Consider the following 21,860-nt stretch of genomic DNA (forward strand, 5'->3'; position numbering starts at 1 on the left):
CAATGAAAAAACAGTTACTGCTAATTTCCTTTTCACTACTCCTTATCGTTAAATTTTCTTATGCCCAAAACCCGCCAAAAGTTATGCAGGAATTTAGGGCGGCGTGGATTGCCTCCGTTGCCAACATCAATTGGCCAAGCAAACCTGGCTTAAGTACCGATGCGCAACAGCAGGAAGCTATTGTTTTATTAGATTTATTGAAGTCATTAAATTTTAATGCGGCTATCTTACAAATCCGGCCGCAGGCCGATGCGCTTTACAAAAGTGATATCGAGCCTTGGTCGTATTTTTTAACTGGTGTACAGGGCAAGGCACCAGATCCTTATTACGATCCGCTGGAGTTTTGGGTTGAAGCTGCCCATGACCGGGGTATGGAGTTGCATGTATGGTTAAATCCTTATCGTGCACATCATTTGTCGGGGAAAGAAGTTGGCGAGAAATCTGTTGTAAAAACAAATCCCTCGTTGGTAGTTAAATTAAAAGACGGGCAGTATTGGATGGATCCATCATTAAAAGGGGTGCAAGACTTATCAACTGCTGTTGTAAAGGATATTGTAAAACGTTATGATATTGATGGCGTACACTTCGACGATTATTTCTATCCTTATGATTCTTATAATGGGGGTGCAGATTTTCCAGATGATAGCAGTTGGGCCGCGTACCAACAAGGTGGTGGAAAATTATCCCGGGGAGATTGGAGAAGAGAAAGTGTCAACAAATTTATTGAACGGGTTTATAAAGAGATTAAAAGGGATAAAAAACATGTAAAATTCGGATTAAGTCCTTTTGGGATTTGGCGCCCGGGTTATCCTGAGTCGATTGAAGGATATGATCAATACGATAAACTTTATGCCGATGCCAAACTATGGCTTAACAAAGGCTGGATCGATTACTTTACCCCTCAGCTTTACTGGAAAGTAAATCAATATTCACAGAGTTTTCCGGTGCTGTTAGCTTGGTGGCAGTCTGAAAATACCAAGAGCCGGCATTTGTGGCCTGGCATGAATATAAGCTTGGGCGGTGATGATAAAAATGCCGACGAGGTTATTAATCAGATTATGATTACAAGAGGGATTACCCCTGCCAGCAAAGGAGCTGTGCATTGGAGCATAGCAGGTTTGGTTAAGCATGCTGTTTTAAGAAATGGCCTGTTGGAAGGGCCTTATAAAAATCAAGCTATTGTTCCTTCAAGCGCATGGCTGGATGATAAGAAACCAGCAATGCCAACTGCGTCCATTTTTTCTAATGATAAGTTTATACACATTAATTGGGACCATCCCGAAAAGACCGATGTTTTTCAATGGGTGGTATATTTCAAATACGGCAATAAATGGTCGTATAGAGTAATGAACAGAAAAGATGTTAGTCTTGCTGTTTTAGCGGAAATTACAGCAGCTAATGGGGGTAAAAGTGCCTTAGCAGCTTACGCGGTAACCGCTGTTGATAGAACTGGTAATGAAAGCGAGTTTAAAGAATATATTTTAAATTAATTTCCGACTTACGAAGTCGGCCGAATTCGGCCGACTTCGTAAGTCGGAAATCTGAAAATGAATGAAAAAACCCTCCAAAGAACTGATTGAGGCTACAGCTAATGCAATTATGCAGCATTTTATTCCAAAAAGCATTGCTGAACAGCGGTTTAGTTTTCATTTTACCATACCGCCAGCTTTCAATTTCAAGGCTAATTACGAATTGAATGAGAAGCATAAGTGGGTGTTGGTAGGGTATGAAGAAGATAATTCTATTTAATCAAAGAGATCTTTCTCGTATAAACCTTTGAACCAATTCTTACACTTAAAACGTAAATGCCTGCGGCAAAAGCATTGAGCCTAATTGTGTTCGTATAAAGGCCATTGAAATTAACTTTCTCTTCCTTAAATACGACCTGACCTAAAAGATTACTCACTTGAATTTTCACCATCGACCTGTCGGCAACTTCGAAAGAAACAGTCAGGTCATCATCAGTGGGTACGGGATAAACCTTTAAATTTATGGGGGAGGTACTCATGTTTTTTACATCAGTAACGGTAATGGCTGTAGAACGCATGGCGCAGCCAGTTTCAGAAAGTACTTCAACCGTATATTCCCCATTTTTTAGCGGGGTATAAGTTTGATTGGTGGCGCCGGCAATCGGCTCGCCGTTTAAAAACCATTTATTACCAGTTAAACTGCTCGAAGAAAGTAAATTATCGCGCTGGGTAATGATGGGTTCGCTCATGCTTACCGCTAATCGTTCACCTCCCATGCACCCTGCAGACCGCACTTTTAAGTCATAAAAATAATAATAGAAGGTTTTGAAATAATTGGGACTATTCGCTAAGGTTGCGGTGTTTCCGGTAAGGCTAAATAAGTTTAAAGTAGTTTGATATGGATAAGCCGTTGCAGTGGCATTGTTATTCCTAAAAATAGTTGCTCCTTCCAAATATTCAATGTTTATCGTGAAGCTCCCAGCTTTAGGCAGGGTTAAGTTAAGCGGATAAATTTGTCCCAGATCTGTGGGGTCGTTTGCCGTAGCACCCGCTGCGGGCTTAGTCTTAGTGGCAGTAACTCGGAGCAGTACTGAGGAGACTTCAGTACCGGCGCTATTCACGACTGTAAATCTAATTTGCCCCGAGTTGCCGATATAAAGTCGTGCGCTTTCCAAGGTAATTGGCACCAAAGTGGTTACGGTAATACCAGGGGTGAACTGGTTGTAGCCACCCTCTCCAAGCTCAGCTTTAGTGCTAGGCCCAATGTCGGCTTTAAAATCATTTATTCCTACATGATAGCTCCGATTGGCCCCTGGAGCTACGGTGGTAGCAGTAGTGCTCCCAAACTCGATGGGGTTTGTGTCGGTAGCATTTTTATACCAAAAGGCCGTTGAGCTAGCTGGTGCAACAACATTTAAGTTGTAAGCATTTAAATTAGTGCAGAAAAAGGCAGAGCCGGTTGTAGCAACAGGAGGGATGCCAACTTGAAAACTCCCACTCAGTTCATTATTAGTCGAATTCAAATCGCCAGGTAAGTTTGTTTTGGCTACAAGCGAATAGGTTTTCCCGGGCTGTGCGTTAAAACCCAACGGCAAGGTAAAGTCTACCTCGTTCAAATAAGGGATTGACCCCTTAAATGTTGCGCTTAAAGTAGTTATTGGCGTTCCATTTTCGCTAACTATGACTGTCACAGGAACGGCCGTTAAACTTTGCGTACCATCGTTTTTCAAGGTTATCGTTACTTTTTGATCAGGGGAAGCACATATGGTACCCGTAGGATTAACAATTGCTGTTAAGGCAACATCAACTGCAGGTTGTAAAAAATTAACCCGGTAATCGATTGTCTCACCCTTTGCATAAACCCCACAAGACGAAACATTCGCCGGATCGTTCGTCTCAGTTAAAACAATTCGAAACAGCGAGAAGTTATTTACATTAACTAGGTCGGGCACGGATACTGAAGTGGAGAATATGCCGGTAGTACTTACAACCTGACTAGTGGCAACTAGCTCTTCGGTGTCAGAAAAATCGCCGTCCCCATTCCAATCTATAAATACTTTCGCTATTTTGTTGAAGCCCGAACCGCAGGTGCCTAGCGTTAAACTTAAGGGATATGTTTTTCCTTTTTCTAAATTAATTACCTGCGAGGTTAAATTGCTATAGCCAGTACAGTTTAAATCAGCGGTATAATCGATATTCGACAATTTGAAATTGGTAATTTTCGAATCCAATATGTTATTGGCCGACGAGCTGCAATATATTGCCCCGCCAACGCCAGTTGCGACAATGGAAAAGGCCTGCGGACCACGGAGTAAGGTGCCTTTGTGACTAATGGTTAAGGTGTAACTCTTGCCGGGTATGGCATTGGCGATATATACTTGTTCTACGTTGTCTCTAAAATTATCGCCGGTTGTGGCAGGTGCCGAAGGATTTGCCGGATCTAAAACCCAGGCTCGGTAAACATTATTTTCCGCATCCTTCACGCTGATGTCTAAATCATTAACCAGTCTAAGTATGGGGTTGTCTAATGCAGTCGCTGATGAAACTGGTGTTGCCTCCGGATCTGTCCAACAAATTGTTGCGATCAATGGTCCATCGCCAGAGGCAATTAGGTTAATGGTTTGCGTTGATCCTTGTGCCAGGCTGTTTTCATTGATCAGGCTTTTTGCATTTTTATTTAATATGGCTTTTGCTGCGGCTTCCGTATTCAATAGCCCCCAACCAAAGATATAGTCGGGTCCTGGTGCTATACCCGCTTCTGTAGCTGTACCTAAAACCAGTGCCTTTAAAGTGGCCGAGCGCATGTAAGCTCCTGCGTTTTTCTGACTATACAACTCCTGCAACAACACCAATGAACCACTCACATTTGGCGAGGACATAGAGGTTCCCGAAAGTGTAGCGTAGGTAGTCGGACTGCTACTCGTTGTAGACGTTACATTCACTCCGTCACCAACTAAGTCGGGCTTAATCCTTCCATCGTCTGTCGGGCCGCAACTGCTAAAATTAGAGATTTGGATACTTTCCGTTGAAATTGGCCCAAAAGGCAGTGGGTTAATAGCGCCGACCGTCAAGATGTTTTTTGCGGTTCCATAGGTTGAAATAATATCATAGCCGTTGTTGCTGCTAATACCTGCTGGCCTGTTGCCCGCACTTACCATAGTCCCTGCGCTGTTAAATCGATAATATGGTTCACCTACGGCCGGCCCATTTTCGTTGCGGCTATTACCTGCCGATTTTACGGGAAGGTAATAGGGTGCATTATAACAAATTAAGTCCCATTCTTTAGCCGCATTGTTATAGTAGCCAAATTTAAAGTCTTCATTTTCACCTGGCGCTCCCCAAAATTCCCACCGGGCCGGTGTTACATCCGAGTTATATTGCCAGCCTGCGATAGCGCCATAAGAGTGGTTTGATATTAGTAAAGTAGCCGCATTGGCCGACATCTCAGCAACATCACTGTTGAAATCAAAAGAAGAAAGCTGTGGCAGGCCGTACGACATGCCTTTTGCGATAGGGTTAACACCGCTCGCCATCATCGTTCCCGCTACGTGGGTAGCATGAGATGAGAGGGTTGTGGCGTTATCTTTTGGTTTTATCCGCGTAGGAGCAAATTCAGTATGTGAAGTTAAAATCAAACCGCCGTCCCAAATAGCTACTTTATCATTAGGAATGGTGCTCCCACTTAACGACAAACCTAAGCCTCCGCCCGTATATAATTTATGGGTGCTGGTGGTAATTGCCGCCGTACTGTTGTTATCCGTGATAAAGTAAATTGGCAAACCTAAATCATCTATCCCCTGCAAGGCTATGACTGCCCCAGTTTTGGTAACCCTTAATGTTTCCCAGCCTTTTTCTTTGGCTACCGAAAATGCTTTTTGCCTGTTCGCCTCTATTTTTTGTTGTACGGCTACCGCATTTTCACGTAAAAAAGCTACATTGGTTTCTTTATTTGCTATTTGAGCATACGAATTAAACGACACTAAAAAAAGTAGCGTTATAGTTAAGTAAAAGTAGCAGTGCTTGGTCACCAATCAAATAAATATATTGATGAAATATACGAGAATATTTTTATTTACGTTGCTCAGTTTGTGCTTGTCGTTTTGTAGTACTATCAAAGATGGAAAAAGTACTATCCGGCAGGGCGTATTTGGCAGGGTACTTTGGCTGGAAGGGAATTTTATGCCTTCGCCAGACAGGCCACAAGCTAAAAACGAAACCCCTGCGGTTAGGACAGTTTATATCCACGAGCTCACCAAATTAAGCGATGCCGAAGGTGAGGCACCTTTATTTGCTAAAATCAATAGCAGTTTGGTGGCAAAAGTAAAAACCAATCAAGATGGGTACTTTCAATACAAGTTAAAACCTGGGAAGTATTCTATTTTTACCCAAGAAGAGGATGGGAAATTTTTCGCTAGTCTTTTCGAGGGCGATGGCTCCATTGCTTCTTTTGAAGTAAAAGAAGGGGAGGTAACTACTTATCATATCAGCGTGAATTATAAGGCAGCTTATTAGGAGTGTTACAGATTATCGGTTCTTTTAAGGCGATATTTAGCGTTAACCTTAAAATTTCAATATTTTGAGGCGAGCTAGTGAGTAGCTGTACATTTTAAGGTGAGATATTAAAAACAATTACACAGTTTCTTCTGACTTCTAATCGTATTCAGGTAAAAACCGATAGAGAGTTCGTGCGAACCATGATCGAATGCACTTAATTTACTCAAGCTATAATCATAACCATAGCCAACCCTAAAGTTGGGCTTTACAAAAAACTCCGCTATAAATCCTAATGCGCTTTTGTTAGAGAGCTCTTTTTGCAGGTTCTTTTTTGGATACATTTTCATGGATGTTCTGTAAAGTCCCCCTAGCCATAGTTTGTCTCTGAATAGCAAAAATGCATTGAGGTCTACCGATGTTGGGCCGTGCAAATCATCCTTAATTAAAAACGATGGTTTAAAGATGAGATCCTCATTAAGTCTGTATATGGTAGCTGTGGTTAGATAGAAGTGCGATTCGGCCTTCATGGTTAAGATGTCGAAATTCTTATCCTTTGTTAAATAGGGCGCTATTAAGCTATTGGCCGAGAAGCCGATAAAAAATCTTTCTGAGGAATATTGGATGCCTGCTCTTGCGTCGGGCACAATATTGGTTTGATTGCCTGTTGGGATCCGTGTGTCGCCTATTTCGTTTGGTGTTAATAGGCTTCCGTTAATTCCCATTTGTAGCACGCCAAGTCCCAGGCCAAATGAAACTGCCCTTGTACCATCATCGTTTAGCTTAATTCTATAGGCTAAATTACCCATGGCATTTAAGGAAGTTTGGGCACCGATTTTATCTGTGCTGATCAATGCACCTAATCCAAGTTTTCCGTCGCTCACAGGGGCGTCTATCGAGACTGATAAACTTCTCGGGCCGCCTTTAATACCTGTCCATTGGGCACGGTAAAATGCTTGAAAATAAATTTCATCTTTATAGCCCGCATAGGCTGGATTAATGTAAAGACCATTAAAAACGTACTGTCCGTATTGGGCTTCTTGTTGGCCATATGCGTTGAATAACATTAAAAAGAATAAGCCCGATAAAATAATTTTCTTCATGCTGTCAAATTTTAATGAAGTACAGTAATATAACCCTTAAATTCCTGCCATTCGTTGGAAACATTTTTAACCTTAAGAATATAAAAATAGGTTCCATCGCTCAATCCATTAGCTGTCCAATCGTTCTGGTATCGTTTTTTCTCGTATACCGGGCTTTGCCACCTGTTTACAATCGTTATTTCATTATCGCTATAGAGTGGTAAGCCCATAATCTCGAATGTGTCGTTTTTACCATCGCCATTTGGTGTAAACACATTGGGGATGGTTATTCCCCAGATATATTTAATATCTGTAGCGTTATTATTGGTTAAATCCGGATCTGGTGGATCTGTTGCCGTAACGTTAGTTGTATTTGTATAGACACCATATTTGTTGGCTGTCACTTTGATCGCCAAATCGGCTGTTTGGCCATTTTTTAATTCTGTAATATCCCAGGTAATTAACCTGGAAGACGGATTGTAAATTGCGGTTCCAAGGGATGGATTAACGAAGCGGTCGAACGTTAGGTTTATGGGTAAGAGATCTTTTACTACGACGTTGTTTGCCGTGCTCGGCCCATTATTCTTCACATTTATTTGATATTCGAATGTTTCGTTAATGCTAACAGGTTTATTGTCATTTGTTTTTGTGATTGCTAAATCGGCACTCGCTGCTACAATGGGTGGGCCCACAATTACTTCAACGGGTTCGGAAGGATCTGATTGACAACCATCGGCGCTGAATATTACCACACTGTATTTTCCTGTGTTGGTTACGGTGTAAGTACTTGCGGTAGCGCCAGGAATCTGGATGTCGTCTTTTCTCCACCAGTAGCTAACTGCGCCGGTAGCGTTAGTTGTAAGCTTAACAGAGCTTCCCTGCGGAATGTTTATCGGTTGCGAATTACCAGATTGCGCAAAGCCTGCTGTCGCAAAATACGACAGCAAAGCTAGGGCAAGAGCTATTCTTATGATAAACATGGAGTGTTTAGGTTATTAAGGCGCAGTGATAGTGATTGTTGGGGCAGCTGGTGCAGCGGTAACAACAACGGTTTGTGTTCCTGATGTGGCAGGGCACCCAGTAGTGCCTAACAAGGTATTTGCAAATCCAGCCTTTTGTTTGTATTTTACAGTACCTGTGATTGCATAAGAACCTACGGCGTCTGTGGTTAAGGTATATGCCCCAGTAGTTTGGTTTATTGTACCAATTGTAGCGCCATCAACTGCAGGAGAAACAACAGCTCCAACAGTTTTTACTACAGAATATGAATATTCTAATTCTAAATCTGAACTGTAAGGAGCTGCAGGTGGCCCTACCACATTTGTAGGAAGGCTTGGAGCTGTTCCAGTTAGTGAAACTACAGATTCACTGTTTGCGCTAACACCACAATACGATGGCTTTGTAGGAGCATCAATAGTTAGGGCTAATGGTGGCAAAACGATTACGTTATACTCACCAGTTTCCGGCGCACAAACCCCAGCAAGAGTACCAGCAGGAGTTAAGTTTGACGTTAGGGTAACGGTATATATTCCAGCTGCTGCAGGCATACTAGTTGGTTTGCCTGGAGATCCTGGATAAGGCACTGATACATTATTGAGTTTTACATCCCAGGTATAGGTGAGGTTTGCATCAACTGGTGGATCAGTAAGTGTTAATGCTGCGCCAGAACATACATAGTATGTGTCGGCAAATACTGTTACTGTAGTTGAAATCAATAAAAATAAAGCTAATAAGCTCGATTTTAGAAAGGTAGTTTTCGTTTCCATGTTTTTTGTTTTTTAGAGATTAGTTAATTGATGTTATTTAATTTGATGTTATGGTGATAGGCGGTGGTGGGTGAGGGGTAACTACTACTGTCACTTGTTTTGCACTATTTGGTGCATTTTGGCAAGTTGCAGTGCCTTCAACCGTAACCCAATAAGAGGTAGTGGTTGTGGGTGTTACGCTATAGCTACTTCCTGTTGCTAAAAGCCCGGTTAGATCAGCATTCGCATACCATTTAAAAGTTGGATTGGGAATAGTCACCAGATTGCAACTAGCTGTTAAGTTTGTAGAAAGGCCCTGGCAAATGGTTATTCCGGGAGCATCGATGTCTGTTGCTAATGCCTTGGGTTTTACAATTAGCTGAACTTCGTTTGAGTAGATGTCGTAAGGACAACCTGGGTTTCCACCGGTAACTTTAGCTCTAAACCATCTGTTGTTCATAGCATTGGTTACGTTGCTAAGGCTTAAAGTATCGATCGCAGAACCAGCATTTGTCCAAGTACTGTCAACGGTATTAAAATATTCCCATTGATAGCCAGAAACTACACCCCCCGCCGAGGCAGTCGCACCCACTACAAAGCTAGTTCCATCGCCTTCGCAAATGCCACTAGGGTTAGGGTTGGTAGGTTGAAGTGTGATGGTAGGAAGGGATGGAGCCATACTTACTTCATAAATTCGTAAAGCATCGCCTAAAACTCCCACTGCCGCAAGTCCTTGATCGAAGGTAATTTCGAAACGGTCAAATGCAACGCCAGGTTTAAATGTGAGATCTAATCTTTTATGGGTACTGCCATTAATGGTAACTAAATTTAATAGATTAAGCTGTAGCAATGTTGCTAAAGATGCCAAGTTTGTACTGTAAACTTCGGTTTCACCTTTATATGCTTTGAATTTAAGGGAAGTACGTCCTAATACGCCTAAATCGATAAGACTTTGTTGAACGCCAAGTTGCAGGCGAATACCATCATCTACCGTTGAGCTATGATCGAAATAATAACTTTGGGCTACCGAACTAACTGCTCCGACACTGGCTAATCCAGAACTAAAGGAGGTGTAGTCGTTTGCATTTCCGTTAATAGAGCGCTCTGGGTTTGTTACCAATTGATTTAGATTAATACCAATGCCGGCGGTAACTTGAGCTGGCGAAAGTGTAATGCCGCTAACTATTTCACCTGGGCTAACAAACTGGGGGCTTAAGTTACAAACCCCACCATCTGGCTGGGTAAAGGCACTATGAACATTCACATTAATTGACGCATTTAAATTAGCAAGGGCTGCTAAGTCTAGTAGAAGGAGTTTATCTTCTGGATAAGCTACATTTAACCTTACGGAATTGTATGCTAAACTAGGGGTTACTTTTGCAAACCACGATCCAAAAGCATCGATTAGTAGTTTGGTGGTGCTTGTGCCAACTATTGTGCCGCTGTTTTCGTTTCCATTGTAAGGGTTTGGGCAAGATAGAAAACCAAGTGTTGAAGTATTTAATGAATAATTCCCTGCTCCAGAATAAGCCACACCTTTAATGCTCTGTAATTCCGTTAAACCTAGAACGCCTCCTAAGTTAAGCGAAATTCCTCCAGCAGTTGGTTTGGTATTTAATCTAAAATAAGTGGGTGTGCCTGCAGCAATCGTCGCATTTCCGGTATTTCTAAATTGAATATAAGCATCACCTCCAGCACCTAAAACACCTAATAAACCTAATGAGCGCGCGGCTGTAACAGTAGTAGGAGCACCAGCTGAAAAGTTTGCTGCAGTATTGTAATAAAATCTAAATTCATTGGTTTGGACACCTAGAAGACATCCCCAAGCATGGGTTAACATAGGGCTTGTTAGGCCGGCATTGCCTGTTCCTGCTCCAATAAAACTGCCTGCTTCAAATTTGTTCCCTGTAATATGTCCTGTCAGATAGGTAGGAACAGGAGTCTGCCCTCTCGCTTCTCCGATAAATAGAAGCACGGCTACGAGGACAAGCCAAGGGAGCGCAGATTTTTTTAGAATAATTAACACTTTGAGAGAGATTAATTTAGTTCAGAAACCCGCATTAGATGTTCCAAATGCAGATTTCTTATGTAAACATATCTTTTTTATCGACTCATTAGTGCATTCATTTTATTCAATACTATCCATGTTAATAGCCTCGGTTTGAACAAATCGACCAACTATAAGTTAAATACAATGCGCTTATAAGTATCTGTTTGCCCTTTAAGAACCTAACTTCGCATGCGTGGAGAGAATACTATTGCTGTTAGGCGCAGATTCTGTACTCTGGATGAGAAATGATCGGTAGTCTGAACTGTTGCAGATAACTATCTGCTTAACCACTGGCTTAATCTAACACTATTCGGAATAAAAGCTTAAATTTGGATCAACCATTTTTAACAGCACTCAAAATAATATTTAATGAATCTAGCATTTGACCCAGAGAAGTATATGAAACTGGCGGTTGAGATAATGAAAAAATCAATCCAAGAGCCCCGTGAAGACAAAACTTCCCCGAAAGTCGGTGCGGTATTAGTATCTCCCAACGGAGAGGTGCTTGATACAGCATTCAGGGGAGAGCTTCGTGATGGCGACCACGCTGAATTTACGTTATTGGAAAGGAAGAACAGAAATAAGGGTGTAACGGGATGTTATTTATTTGCGACATTGGAACCTTGCGCCCCTGGTGCAAGAAAGCATCCAAAACTGGGATGTGCAGAGCGGATTGTTAACGCAAGGATTGCCAAAGTATGGATCGGCATAGCAGATCCCGACCCTACTGTTGACCGAAAAGGTATTAAATATCTGGAAAGCAAGAATGTTGAGGTAGAGATGTTCCGTCCCGAATTTCAAAAGCAGATCAAAAAGGAAAATGAAGAATTTTTAAAGCAGGCAATACAACGGGCGGAGGATGTAAAAGTAGAGAAAGTGATTGTGCTCAATAAATTGGATGAACTAATGCCCGCTACCGATCTTTCTATCTTTGACAAAGAAGCACTAGACTATTACATAAAATCTGCAGGTTTGGGATTTACCAGCGACAGCGAGGATTTCAAACGCCATCTCGCCCAACTGGAACTGATCATTCCTGCTGGAAATACGTATATGGCTACAGGTGCTGCATTACTTCTTTTTGGGAAAGACCCCAGGGCGGCCTACCAAAATGCGGTTGTAAAGGCAAAAATTAAATATGGAAGCAATGCTCCAATACCGAAAGATTTTGACGGCCCACTGGTTTTGATTCCCCGGGGTATCGAAATGTGGCTTCAACAGGTACTCCATTCGCAAGTAAGCAGAGAAAAGTTTGAACGGCAAACACAAGCCGCTTATCCGCTGGAACCTTTGCGCGAAGCGATCATCAACGCATTGGTGCATAGGGACTATGAAATAGAGGGGGCAAAAACCTACATCGAGATCGACGATGATAAAATATTGGTTAAAAGTGCCGGATTGCCTGTTTCGCCAATCTCACTGGACCAGGTTAAACAGTTTAAGGCCTCCTCTCTTAGCCGGAACCCTAAGATTACCTATATTTTCAATAAAATGAAATTAATGGAAGAAAATGAATTGGGCATGGAAACCTTTCGTACTATGCAGGAGAAGCACAACCTGCCTCTACCTGAATTTAGTTATACAGAACCGTATCTCGCATTAACCTTTCCACGTACACTAGAGGCTGTAAAATCGGTAAGCATTCATAAAGGCATCGAAGAGTTGACAGTTGATGAAATAAAGGGTTATGAGTGGATAAAGAGCAAAACAAGTGTTTCTCGTAAAGAATATCAAAATCATCTTAGAATCGAAGAAAGAACAGCAAACCGTCACTTGAAGCGATTTATCAGACTTGGCTTGATCGGTGATAACGGCGAATCACCCAAGTCCAATAAATACAGATATGTTTTTATTGGCTAACTGTTTTTGCATCGACAAATGCATCGACATGATGTCGATGCGTCGACAGAGTTGTATTAGTTTTTAGTTTTGCATCGACAAATGCATCGACATCATGTCGATGCGAGGTTCTTAAATACTTTTATTTTATACCGAACACCCGTTCTTGCTCACTCAGCTTTCAGAGCAGCAAGCCTTTTTTCTAACAGAGACGTACACCTAAAGAACTTTGTATTACTGGAAACCCAGAGCAGAGATCTCGTGCTCAGTCAAGTCTATGGCATGATCAACATCACGCTCCATGTAAACGATGCCCGACTACACCCTTGACGGAGGATTTTTGCCGAGGATTTTAAATCTAGGGATTGGAAGAAAAACGGCAGTCCAAGTCACCTTGACTTTACAGAATTTGCTAAACGGATAGAATTAGAGCAGTAAGTTCACTCAAACCTAAGCCATTAATCCGCCAAATACCAAAGGAGTCTCGGTGCTTATTGCATCCTATCCCCTTAAAGCGCTATTATACCGAGATACTATCGAATAGGTACCCAATAGCAAGGCAAGGGATATCGGCCGGAACACGGCTAGACATCCTGACAACATTTAAGTAAAATGGTATTTACTGGGCTACACCTTCTCTTTTCAAGATATAATCGAAAATTCCTTCAATAGGCTTCTGCAAAATCTTGCCCACTTTGATCTGGTTTTTTGCGCAAACCTCCCTCAATTCATCCTGGTAATAAAAAGCGATTGAACCCACAAAATTACAGGGAATGGTTTTATACATCTTGTAGTCCTTTATATTGGTGTCTACAAATTCTTGGAAGCCATCCCTCAGCATTTGCTGAATAAAAGGGTGGCTTTTATGGGCAATCATGAAGCGGCTAAAAGTAGCCAGATAAGAATTGGGGAAAGGTTTTTGATAGATGTTCTCTATCACGATGTCTTTAGTAATTGCGTAATTTTCTGCAAATAACACCCTCAAATCTTCAGGCATCGTTTGATAGAGATATGATACCAGCACCTTTCTGCCAAAGAAAGTTCCAGAACCTTCATCGCCTAAAACATAACCTAAGCCATGCTTGCCATTGTGTACATTTACACCATCATAATAAGAGATGTTAGATCCGGTACCCAAAATGCAGGTTAAACCTTCATTATTGCCACAAGTAGCATAGGCAGAGCCAATTAAATCATGATCTACACTTACAAAAGCCTTGGTAAAAAACGAGGATAAACCATTCGATACAATTTCATGCTTATCGGGAGATGAACAGCCCGAGCCAAAAAAGTAAACTTCTTTTACCTGATCAGCAATCACACCCAATCCTTTATTCTTAGATAAAATCTTAACGATATCATGAGCATTTAAAAAGTATGGGTTAATGCCTTGTGTGCTAAATGACTGAATTTCGGTCGGACTATAAACCATCCAATCTGTTTTAGACGAACCGCTGTCTGCAACTATAATCATAATCCAAAAATAGCGATCTTATTGAATATTTAATGTACCGCTAATCTCTTTTAGCGTAATTTCCGCAATTTTTGCCTGATATTGTATTTCTACATAACGAGAATTGGCATTAATCGCATTTCGTTGAGCCTCTCTCAACTCCAAAGGAGCAATGCTTCCCAAACGATATTTATCTAAAGTGATCGACAAATTTTGCTTGGCCAGCTCAACATTTTTTCTTTCCAATTTAACCAGTTCTATATAGGTATTGTAATTCTGGTATGCTATGGTAAGCTGGGTTAATAGATCTTGCTTAGTTTTATCGAAAGTTAATTCGCTTGAATTGATGGCAATCTTTGCATTACGTTCATTCTGGCGTTGTAAAAAGCCATTAAAGATATTGATGCTCGCCGTTATACCGTAAGTTAATCCGTTAGCTCTAAACTGGGTGTTAAAGCCTGTCGGACTGGTACTTCGATTAAATTCATAACCACTATTTAACCCAATCAATGGATACTTGCTAGCTTTTACCTCTTTTAAAGTTAATTCAGCTATTTTTTTGGTGATAAGAGCAGCTTGCAAATTGGGGTTTAATTGTTCTGTCTGACCAGCTAAGGTGCTATAAATCAAACCTTGATCAATTGCGAGGTCATTTGAAACACTAAATCGAGTGTCGAGTTCACGAACCATTAACTGATTTAACCTTACCATATAAGAAATACCTAGGTTTTGCTGTTGCAAATAGTTAGAAGTATCTGTATTATAATCTACCTGCGCAGCTACTACATCTAATTTTGAACCCCGGCCTAATTGTAACTTATTATCGGCTATTTTTAAACGCAAAGCAGAAACGTCTATGGCACTGTCGGCAGCGATAATTAATTGTTGCTGTTTAACTAAATCATAATAAGCATTTACCACTTGGGCAATGGTGTTTAAAATGATGCCTTTAGCATTTACCTCTCCCTGTTTTTCCAGTGCCCTCAACTTATCGTAGGTCGCAAACATCTTAAATCCATCAAAAATAGTCCAGTCTAAGCCCACTCCGTACCTCATATTGGTGCTAATTGCACCATCTATTACTCGCTGCGTACCGGATGCCTGTGTTTGTACGGAGTTTTGTCGGCTGCCACCTGTACTAAACGTGCCTGTTACCGCTGGCAATACCCCCGCATTACCCAAATTCACATTATTGTGTGCAATAGCCAGGTCGTTGCTTACCAACTTGATATCGTAATTGTTCTTTAAAGCAATAGTGATGGCTTCTTGGAGCGTAAGCTTTTCTTGGGCAAACAATCCGGTAGTGAAACACAAAAGGCCTACAGTTATTAGCAGTATAAAGTGCTTGTTTTTCATGTTAATATCTATTTTATTTCATTCCGTCATTGCGAGGAATTTTAGGTTGGCTCCGTCATTGCGAGGTACGAAGCAATCTCAGATTAGATTGCTTCGTACCTCGCAATGACGCTCTCGTTCCTCGCAATTCCTCGCAATAACGCTTCCTACAACTTCTCCTCGGCCATTGCGGCATTGAGCGAGTCGGTTAATTCCTTATTCTCTTTATATTCTTTAGACCAGTAGGAGTAAATCGCCGGAATTACAAATAGCGTTAACACTAACGAGAATAAAGTTCCGCCAACAATTACTGTTCCCATACTCATCCTGCTTTTTGCTGCAGCGCCCAATGCCATCGCAATGGGTAATGCACCAAAGGCAATCGCCATACTTGTCATTAAAATTGGACGCAACCTCGAAACCGCCGCTTCTCTAATAGCTTCCTGAACGGATTTCCCCTGCTCTTTTAACTGATTGGCAAATTCTACAATCAAAATTCCATTTTTGGTTACCAAGCCGATTAGCATAATGGTACCAATCTGACTAAAGATATTCCAGCTTTGTCCGCATAACCAAAGCGATAAAAATGCTCCAGCCACTGCCATGGGTACCGTTAAAATAATAATTACCGGATCTTTAAAGCTTTCAAACTGTGCCGATAAGATTAAATAAACTAATAACAACGCTAAGCCAAAAGCAAACATGGTGTTAGAAGAGCTTTCTTGAAAATCTCTTGACTCACCACTTAGATCGGTAGAAAAGGTGTCGTCTAATACCTTTGCAGCAATCTCATCCATAGCCTGGATACCATCGCCTATGCTTTTGCCGGGCGAGAGGCCTGCAGAAACGGTGGCAGAAATGAAACGGTTGTTCCGGTATAGTTGCGGCGGACTACTTTGTTCTTTCGTTGTTACCAAGTTATCGAGTTGAATGAGTTGGCCTTTATTATTCCGCACATATACAGAACTTAAATCTAAAGGATCCTTACGTTCGCTTACATCAAATTGCCCAATTACCTGATATTGTTTTCCATTCATGAAGAAATAAGAAAAACGTTGCCCGCTTAAGCCGAGTTGCAGTGTTTGGGCAATATCTACAATAGATACACCCAGGTTCTTGGCTTTGTCTCTATCAATAGTTAAGTTAATTTCTGGTTTATTAAACTTGAGGTTAACATCGGAGGTTGAGAATATGGGGTTTTTCGACACCTCATCCATAAACAAAGGCACTTTTTCTCTCAACTTCTCAAAATTCTGGGCCTGAATAATATAACTGATCGGTTGTCCACCTCTCCGCCCTACCGAAATAGTGGGCTGCTGGCTCACGGTCACTTTCCCCTCCGAATATTTTTTGGTGATTTTAGTAAGTTTATCCGCAATTTCTTTCTGACTTTTCTCACGCTCACCCGGATCTTTTAACCCCATTCTAACATAGCCAGAGTTGGTAGAGCCAGCTCCCCCAAAGCCAGGAGAAGTAATGGTAATAAGTACCCTCTTTTCTGGGATCGAATCGGTCACCATCTGCTGGATTTTAGAAACGAAACGGTCGGTAAAGGCAAAAGATGATCCCTCTGGCGTAGATACGTTCATGTTAATAGAGCTTCTATCATCGTAAGGAGCGGTTTCTTTTGGCAATAAATTCCAAAAAAGGACAATCAAACCTGTACACACAACAATAATTGGTACGGCTAACCATCGGCGTGTTAGGAAAGCATTGAGATTGTCTTTATAGGCCTCGTTCATTTTCACAAAATAGGGCTCGGTGAACCTATAAAAACGGGATGGCTTATGTCCACCTTTTTTCATTAAATAGGCATTTAACATCGGTGTTAACGTTAAAGAGACAAAAGCCGAAATCAATACGGCAGCACCTATTACCACCCCAAACTCTCTAAATAACCTCCCCACAAATCCCTGTAAAAATATAACGGGCAAAAATACTGCGGCAAGGGTTATGGAAATGGAAATAACGGCAAAGAATATTTCATTTGCCCCTTTTATGGCTGCCTCAATGGGTGTATAGCCTTCTTCTACCTTTTTAAAGATATTTTCGGTCACTACAATTCCATCATCAACCACCAAGCCGGTTGCCAATACAATAGCCAGCAAGCTTAGCACATTAATCGAATATCCAAAAATGTACATGATAAAGAAGGTGGCAATTAACGATACAGGAATATCAATTAATGGCCTAAAGGCAATTGCCCAATCCCTAAAAAATAGATAGATAATCAAAATCACCAGTACCAGCGATATTAAAATAGTTTCGGCTACCTCTGTTACCGAACGCTTAATGAAAATGGTAGAATCTTGGGAGATATTTAATTTAATATCTGCCGGCATATCCTTTACCAGCTTGTCATAACGTTTATAAAATTCCTTACTGATCTCTAAGTAGTTCGCTCCCGGCTGTGGGATAATGGCTACCGCAACCATGGGCTTGCCCGACTCCCGTAAAACAGTTTCTTCATTTTCAGATCCCATTTCAACCAAGGCAATATCCTGCAGTTTAACCACATTGTTGCTGTCACTTTTAATAATAAGGTTGTTAAATTCTTCGGCTGTGGTAAGTTTTCCTAAAGTTTTTACCGTAAGCTCTGTAGCGGCACCAGTTAGCTTTCCGGATGGAAGTTCTACATTTTCGTTGCTAAGAGCGGCTACAATGTCTTGTGAAGTTAAGCCATAAGAAGCCAGCCTATTCGGGTCTATCCGAATGCGCATGGCATACTTACGCTGTCCCTGGATCTGCACACTACTCACGCCTGGAATGGTTTGGATGCGGTCGGCGATGGCATTTTCCGCAAAATCACTCAGCTCTGTTACACTTCTTCTATCACTTTGTACGGTCATAGATAAAATGTTGTCTGAATTTGCATCCGCCTTGCTTACTACCGGAAGGCCATCGATATCTTTTGGTAAACTACGGGCCGCTTGAGACACCTTATCGCGCACATCATTTGCCGCTTCTTCAATGTTTTTACCGAGGTCAAATTCGATGGTGATATTGCTAGTGCCCTGGTTACTGGACGATGAAATGTTTCGGATACCGTCAATGGAATTAATAGATTTTTCAAGCGGTTCGGTAATCTGTGACTCAATAATATCTGAGTTAGCGCCAGGGTAAGAAGTACGTACAGATACAACCGTTGGATCAATTGAAGGATATTCGCGGATGCCCAAAAAATTGTAGCCGATTATTCCAAAAAGGATAATCATTAAGTTCATTACAATGGCAAGAACAGGTCGCTTTATACTGGTGGTTGAAATACTCATGTCCTTAATTTTTCTTTCCTGCAATATTTACTTTCACAGGGGCGTCTGGTTTTAAGGCCATAGCACCCGTAGTAAGTACGGTATCGCCAATACTTAAACCCGAGGTAATAACCACACTTTCAGCAGTTCTGGTGCCTGCCTCTACCGGTACCTGTTGCGCCTTTCCGTTTTTACTAACATAAACCATTTTACCTTTCAACACAGGGATTACCGCCTCGCTAGGCACCAATATGGCATTTTCCTGTCTGCTTAAGGAAAGTTTAACCTTGGCAAAAGAACCCGGTAATAACTCATCGTTGGGATTTGGAGCCAGCGCCTTTATTTGCAGTGTACGGGTTTGCTGATTAATTCCAGGTTCAATTGCGAATACTTTTCCATTAAATTCTTTACCAGAAGCATCAGTTACAAATGTTATTGGAGAATTTAATTTAATCTGCCCTACATATTTTTCTGGAATCGAAAAGTTAACCTTTACGGGATTGGTACTCATTAAATTGGCAATTACGGTTGATGGGGTAAGATATTCCCCCACAGAAATAGCGCGCAAACCAATCTTTCCGCTAAAAGGAGCCCTTAAAGTTGTTTTGTCTAATTGAGCTCTCACAATTTGCCCCTGGGCTTTCAGTGATTTTAAGTTCGCCAAGGCAACGTCGTATTCTTCCTGACTGATCGCTCCTTTTGCTAGCAATTGCTTTGCTCTGTTTTCGCTAGTTGCGGATAAATTTTCTTTAGTGAGGGCATCCTGTAATTGTGCTTGAATGTCTTTATCGTTAATCTTAACTAAGACAGCACCCTTGCTTACGTTGCTTCCTTCTTTAAAGTTAATTGCTGTTACCAGACCAGATACCTCGCTCCGTAAAATAACCGATTCATTCGCTTCTATACTACCCGTAATTTCCAGGTTGTTGGCGAAAGAATTTGCACTTACTACAATGCCATCCACAGCTAAAGGAGGTGCCTCGCCGCCTTTGCCGCCTTTAGCACCTTTAGCCCCACCTTTCGGACCGTCGCCACTAATTTTTTTATTCTCTGAAATCCTATGATAAATCAGGTAAGCAAGCCCCAAGCATAGGAGTATATAGAATATATATCTTTTCTTCATAACATTTGCGTGTTTTATCAAGCAAAAATATTTAATTGTTTCTTTTATCGTTTGATGTAGTAAGTATGTTACAGCTTTATTGTCAATATTCTTAATAAAAAATTAAAATGTTATATTTTTGTGCAAAGATTTAAAAATGAAGATAAAATCAGTTTTTGGATTATTAATCCTACTTACGATTACGATGGCAGCGAAAGCACAAGTAAAGATCAGCTTTGAAGTAAGCTTTAAGGAACCTCAAGCGCATTATGCCGAGGTTGAAATGAATATCGCGGGTATTACCGGCAAGAATTATGTGGATGTAAAGATGCCTGTCTGGACTCCGGGTTCTTATTTGATCCGTGAGTTTGCGAAAAGCGTAGAAGGTTTTGGTGCAACCGCAGGGGGTAAAGCTATTAAGACCGAAAAGGTAAGCAAAAATACCTGGAGGGTTTACCATAATAAAGCAAATGCAGTAAAGATTAACTACCGTGTATATGCTTTCGAAGTTTCAGTGCGTACGGCATTTATAGATGACAGTCACGCCTTTTTATCGTCGGCCAGCATATTTATGTATCCTGCCGGGATGCTAAAAACACCAAGTACTGTAAAAATTGTTCCTTATGGTAATTGGAATAAAGTAAGTACGGGTTTAGAGCCTGTAAAAGGGAAAGAATTTACCTACACAGCTTCAGATTTCGATATCTTATTCGACAGTCCGATAGAAGTAGGTACGCAGGATATTTTTGAGTTTACGGCGGCAGGTGTTAAACACGAAGTGGCCATGTACGGTGGTGGAAACTACGATAAAGAGAAATTAAAAGTAGATATGGCTAAGATCGTAGAGCAGGCGACAGCTGTTTACGGTGAAAACCCGAATAAACACTACACCTTTATTGTGCATAATCGCTTACAGGGAGGCGGTGGCTTAGAACACCTGAATTCAACCGTATTGGGTGCCTCGAGAACAGGTTATGCAAATCCTGGAAGTTATGTTCGCTTTTTAGGCTTAGTAGCACATGAGTATAATCACCTTTGGAATGTAAAAAGGTTACGCCCAATTGCTTTAGGGCCATTCGATTACGAGAATGAAAACTATACCACCAATTTGTGGATTGCAGAAGGTTTCACTTCCTATTATGAAACGAAATACACTTATAGAGCAGGTTTCAGGGATCAAGATGCCTTTATTGCTGCTCAGATAGGTAGCATTGGTACGGTAATGAATACACCCGGAGCTAAAATAAACTCGGCTGCGGCTTCTAGTTTCGACGCTTGGATTAACCCAGCTTATCGTCCTTCTGAGAACGCGAAGAATACATTTATTTCGTATTATACCAAAGGGGCAGTGGTAGGCTTGTTGATGGATCTTGAAATTGCCAATGCCACCAAGGGCGCCAAAAGTTTAGATGATGTAATGAAAGCCATGTACTGGCAATGCAAAACCTTAAAACGCGGTTATACCGATGCCGAGTTTAAAGCGATGGTAGAAAAGATAAGTGGAATTAGCTTTACCAATTTCTGGGCCAAATACGTAACCGGAACCGCTGATATTGAGTATGCAAAGTATTTTGGTTATGCAGGTATTGAAGTTACCGCAGAAAACGCAACGCCTAACAAGCCGGCTACCGGTGCTTCTTTAACGGTTAATCAAGGACTGATTGTTTCGGGAGTGGCTCGAAATTCAACTGCATGGGAAGATGGCCTAAATGTAAATGATGCCATTATTAGCATTGATGGCGTTGGCGTAGCAGCTGTTATGCGCGATGTGAAATTGCCAAACCCGGGTTTATCGCTCGATATGTTACCCATTGTTAGCAACAAGCAAATAGGGGATAAATTGGTATTGAAGATTGTACGCGATGGAATTGAGAAAGAAATTACTTTAACGTTGAAAGAAAATCCTAATATCAGGTTTAAAACCAGTGTGATGGAAAATGCAACGCCTCTTCAATTGGCAGTGCGCAAGCGATGGATGGAAGGTAAATAAAATAGTTTAGACATAAAAAAACCCGTTTAGTTTTAAAACTAAACGGGTTTTTT

Annotated in this window: 14 protein-coding genes; 5 read left to right on the forward strand and 9 right to left on the reverse strand. The window is 41.3% G+C overall.

Annotation, left to right across the window (positions count from 1 at the left end):
• The first annotated feature begins 2 nt into the window (after positions 1–2).
• Together BM207_RS15025 and BM207_RS15030 are read left to right on the forward strand one after the other, a co-directional pair.
• Positions 3–1,490, forward strand: a complete 1,488-nt coding sequence (locus BM207_RS15025; RefSeq protein ID WP_090996070.1) for a glycoside hydrolase family 10-like protein — start codon at positions 3–5, stop codon at positions 1,488–1,490.
• Positions 1,491–1,551: 61 nt separating this feature from the next.
• Positions 1,552–1,749 (forward strand): hypothetical protein, encoded by a 198-nt coding sequence (locus tag BM207_RS15030; protein WP_090996073.1) that lies wholly within the window; start codon positions 1,552–1,554, stop codon positions 1,747–1,749.
• Here BM207_RS15030 and BM207_RS15035 read toward each other — a convergent pair.
• A complete protein-coding gene (locus tag BM207_RS15035; protein ID WP_177217137.1) occupies positions 1,742–5,449 on the reverse strand; it encodes a S8/S53 family peptidase in 3,708 nt (1,235 codons plus the stop codon). The genes BM207_RS15030 and BM207_RS15035 overlap by 8 nt on opposite strands.
• 67 nt (positions 5,450–5,516) lie before the next feature.
• On the opposite strand from BM207_RS15035, the gene BM207_RS15040 reads away from it, so the two are divergent.
• On the forward strand, positions 5,517–5,981 hold the full coding sequence (locus tag BM207_RS15040) for a carboxypeptidase regulatory-like domain-containing protein (protein ID WP_143095969.1): 465 nt from the start codon (positions 5,517–5,519) through the stop codon (positions 5,979–5,981).
• A 107-nt stretch (positions 5,982–6,088) separates the two neighbouring features.
• Here the strand turns inward: BM207_RS15040 and BM207_RS15045 are convergent, their stop codons facing one another.
• From BM207_RS15045 to BM207_RS15060, 4 genes are read right to left on the reverse strand one after another with little or no spacing between them, the layout of a single operon-like run.
• Complete coding sequence (locus BM207_RS15045; protein WP_090996082.1) at positions 6,089–7,063, reverse strand: PorP/SprF family type IX secretion system membrane protein; 975 nt, start codon at positions 7,061–7,063, stop codon at positions 6,089–6,091.
• An 11-nt stretch (positions 7,064–7,074) separates the two neighbouring features.
• Entirely contained in the window at positions 7,075–8,022 is a 948-nt protein-coding gene (locus tag BM207_RS15050; RefSeq protein WP_090996085.1) for a T9SS type B sorting domain-containing protein, read from the reverse strand.
• A 15-nt stretch (positions 8,023–8,037) separates the two neighbouring features.
• Positions 8,038–8,808 carry a hypothetical protein gene (locus BM207_RS15055; RefSeq protein WP_090996088.1) on the reverse strand — a complete coding sequence of 257 codons (771 nt, stop codon included), beginning with the start codon at positions 8,806–8,808 and terminating at the stop codon, positions 8,038–8,040.
• Between the two features lie 37 nt (positions 8,809–8,845).
• Positions 8,846–10,813 carry an immunoglobulin domain-containing protein gene (locus BM207_RS15060; protein WP_090996091.1) on the reverse strand — a complete coding sequence of 656 codons (1,968 nt, stop codon included), beginning with the start codon at positions 10,811–10,813 and terminating at the stop codon, positions 8,846–8,848.
• A 393-nt stretch (positions 10,814–11,206) separates the two neighbouring features.
• Here BM207_RS15060 and BM207_RS15065 point away from each other — a divergent pair, with 393 nt between their 5' ends.
• Complete coding sequence (locus BM207_RS15065) at positions 11,207–12,697, forward strand: ATP-binding protein (protein ID WP_090996094.1); 1,491 nt, start codon at positions 11,207–11,209, stop codon at positions 12,695–12,697.
• Positions 12,698–13,295: 598 nt separating this feature from the next.
• On the opposite strand, the gene BM207_RS15070 is transcribed toward BM207_RS15065, so the two are convergent.
• From BM207_RS15070 to BM207_RS15085, 4 genes are all read right to left on the reverse strand, one after another.
• Positions 13,296–14,150: an N-acetylglucosamine kinase gene (locus tag BM207_RS15070; RefSeq protein ID WP_245768131.1), complete on the reverse strand. Its 855-nt coding sequence runs from the start codon at positions 14,148–14,150 to the stop codon at positions 13,296–13,298.
• A gap of 18 nt (positions 14,151–14,168) precedes the next feature.
• A complete protein-coding gene (locus BM207_RS15075; protein ID WP_090996096.1) occupies positions 14,169–15,485 on the reverse strand; it encodes a TolC family protein in 1,317 nt (438 codons plus the stop codon).
• Positions 15,486–15,631: 146 nt separating this feature from the next.
• Positions 15,632–18,736 carry an efflux RND transporter permease subunit gene (locus BM207_RS15080; protein WP_090996295.1) on the reverse strand — a complete coding sequence of 1,035 codons (3,105 nt, stop codon included), beginning with the start codon at positions 18,734–18,736 and terminating at the stop codon, positions 15,632–15,634.
• 4 nt (positions 18,737–18,740) lie between these two features.
• Entirely contained in the window at positions 18,741–19,838 is a 1,098-nt protein-coding gene (locus BM207_RS15085; RefSeq protein ID WP_090996099.1) for an efflux RND transporter periplasmic adaptor subunit, read from the reverse strand.
• A gap of 136 nt (positions 19,839–19,974) precedes the next feature.
• On the opposite strand from BM207_RS15085, the gene BM207_RS15090 reads away from it, so the two are divergent.
• A complete protein-coding gene (locus BM207_RS15090) occupies positions 19,975–21,807 on the forward strand; it encodes a M61 family metallopeptidase (protein WP_090996102.1) in 1,833 nt (610 codons plus the stop codon).
• Positions 21,808–21,860 lie beyond the last annotated feature (53 nt).

Source organism: Pedobacter insulae, from assembly GCF_900113525.1.
Taxonomy (GTDB): domain Bacteria; phylum Bacteroidota; class Bacteroidia; order Sphingobacteriales; family Sphingobacteriaceae; genus Pedobacter; species Pedobacter insulae.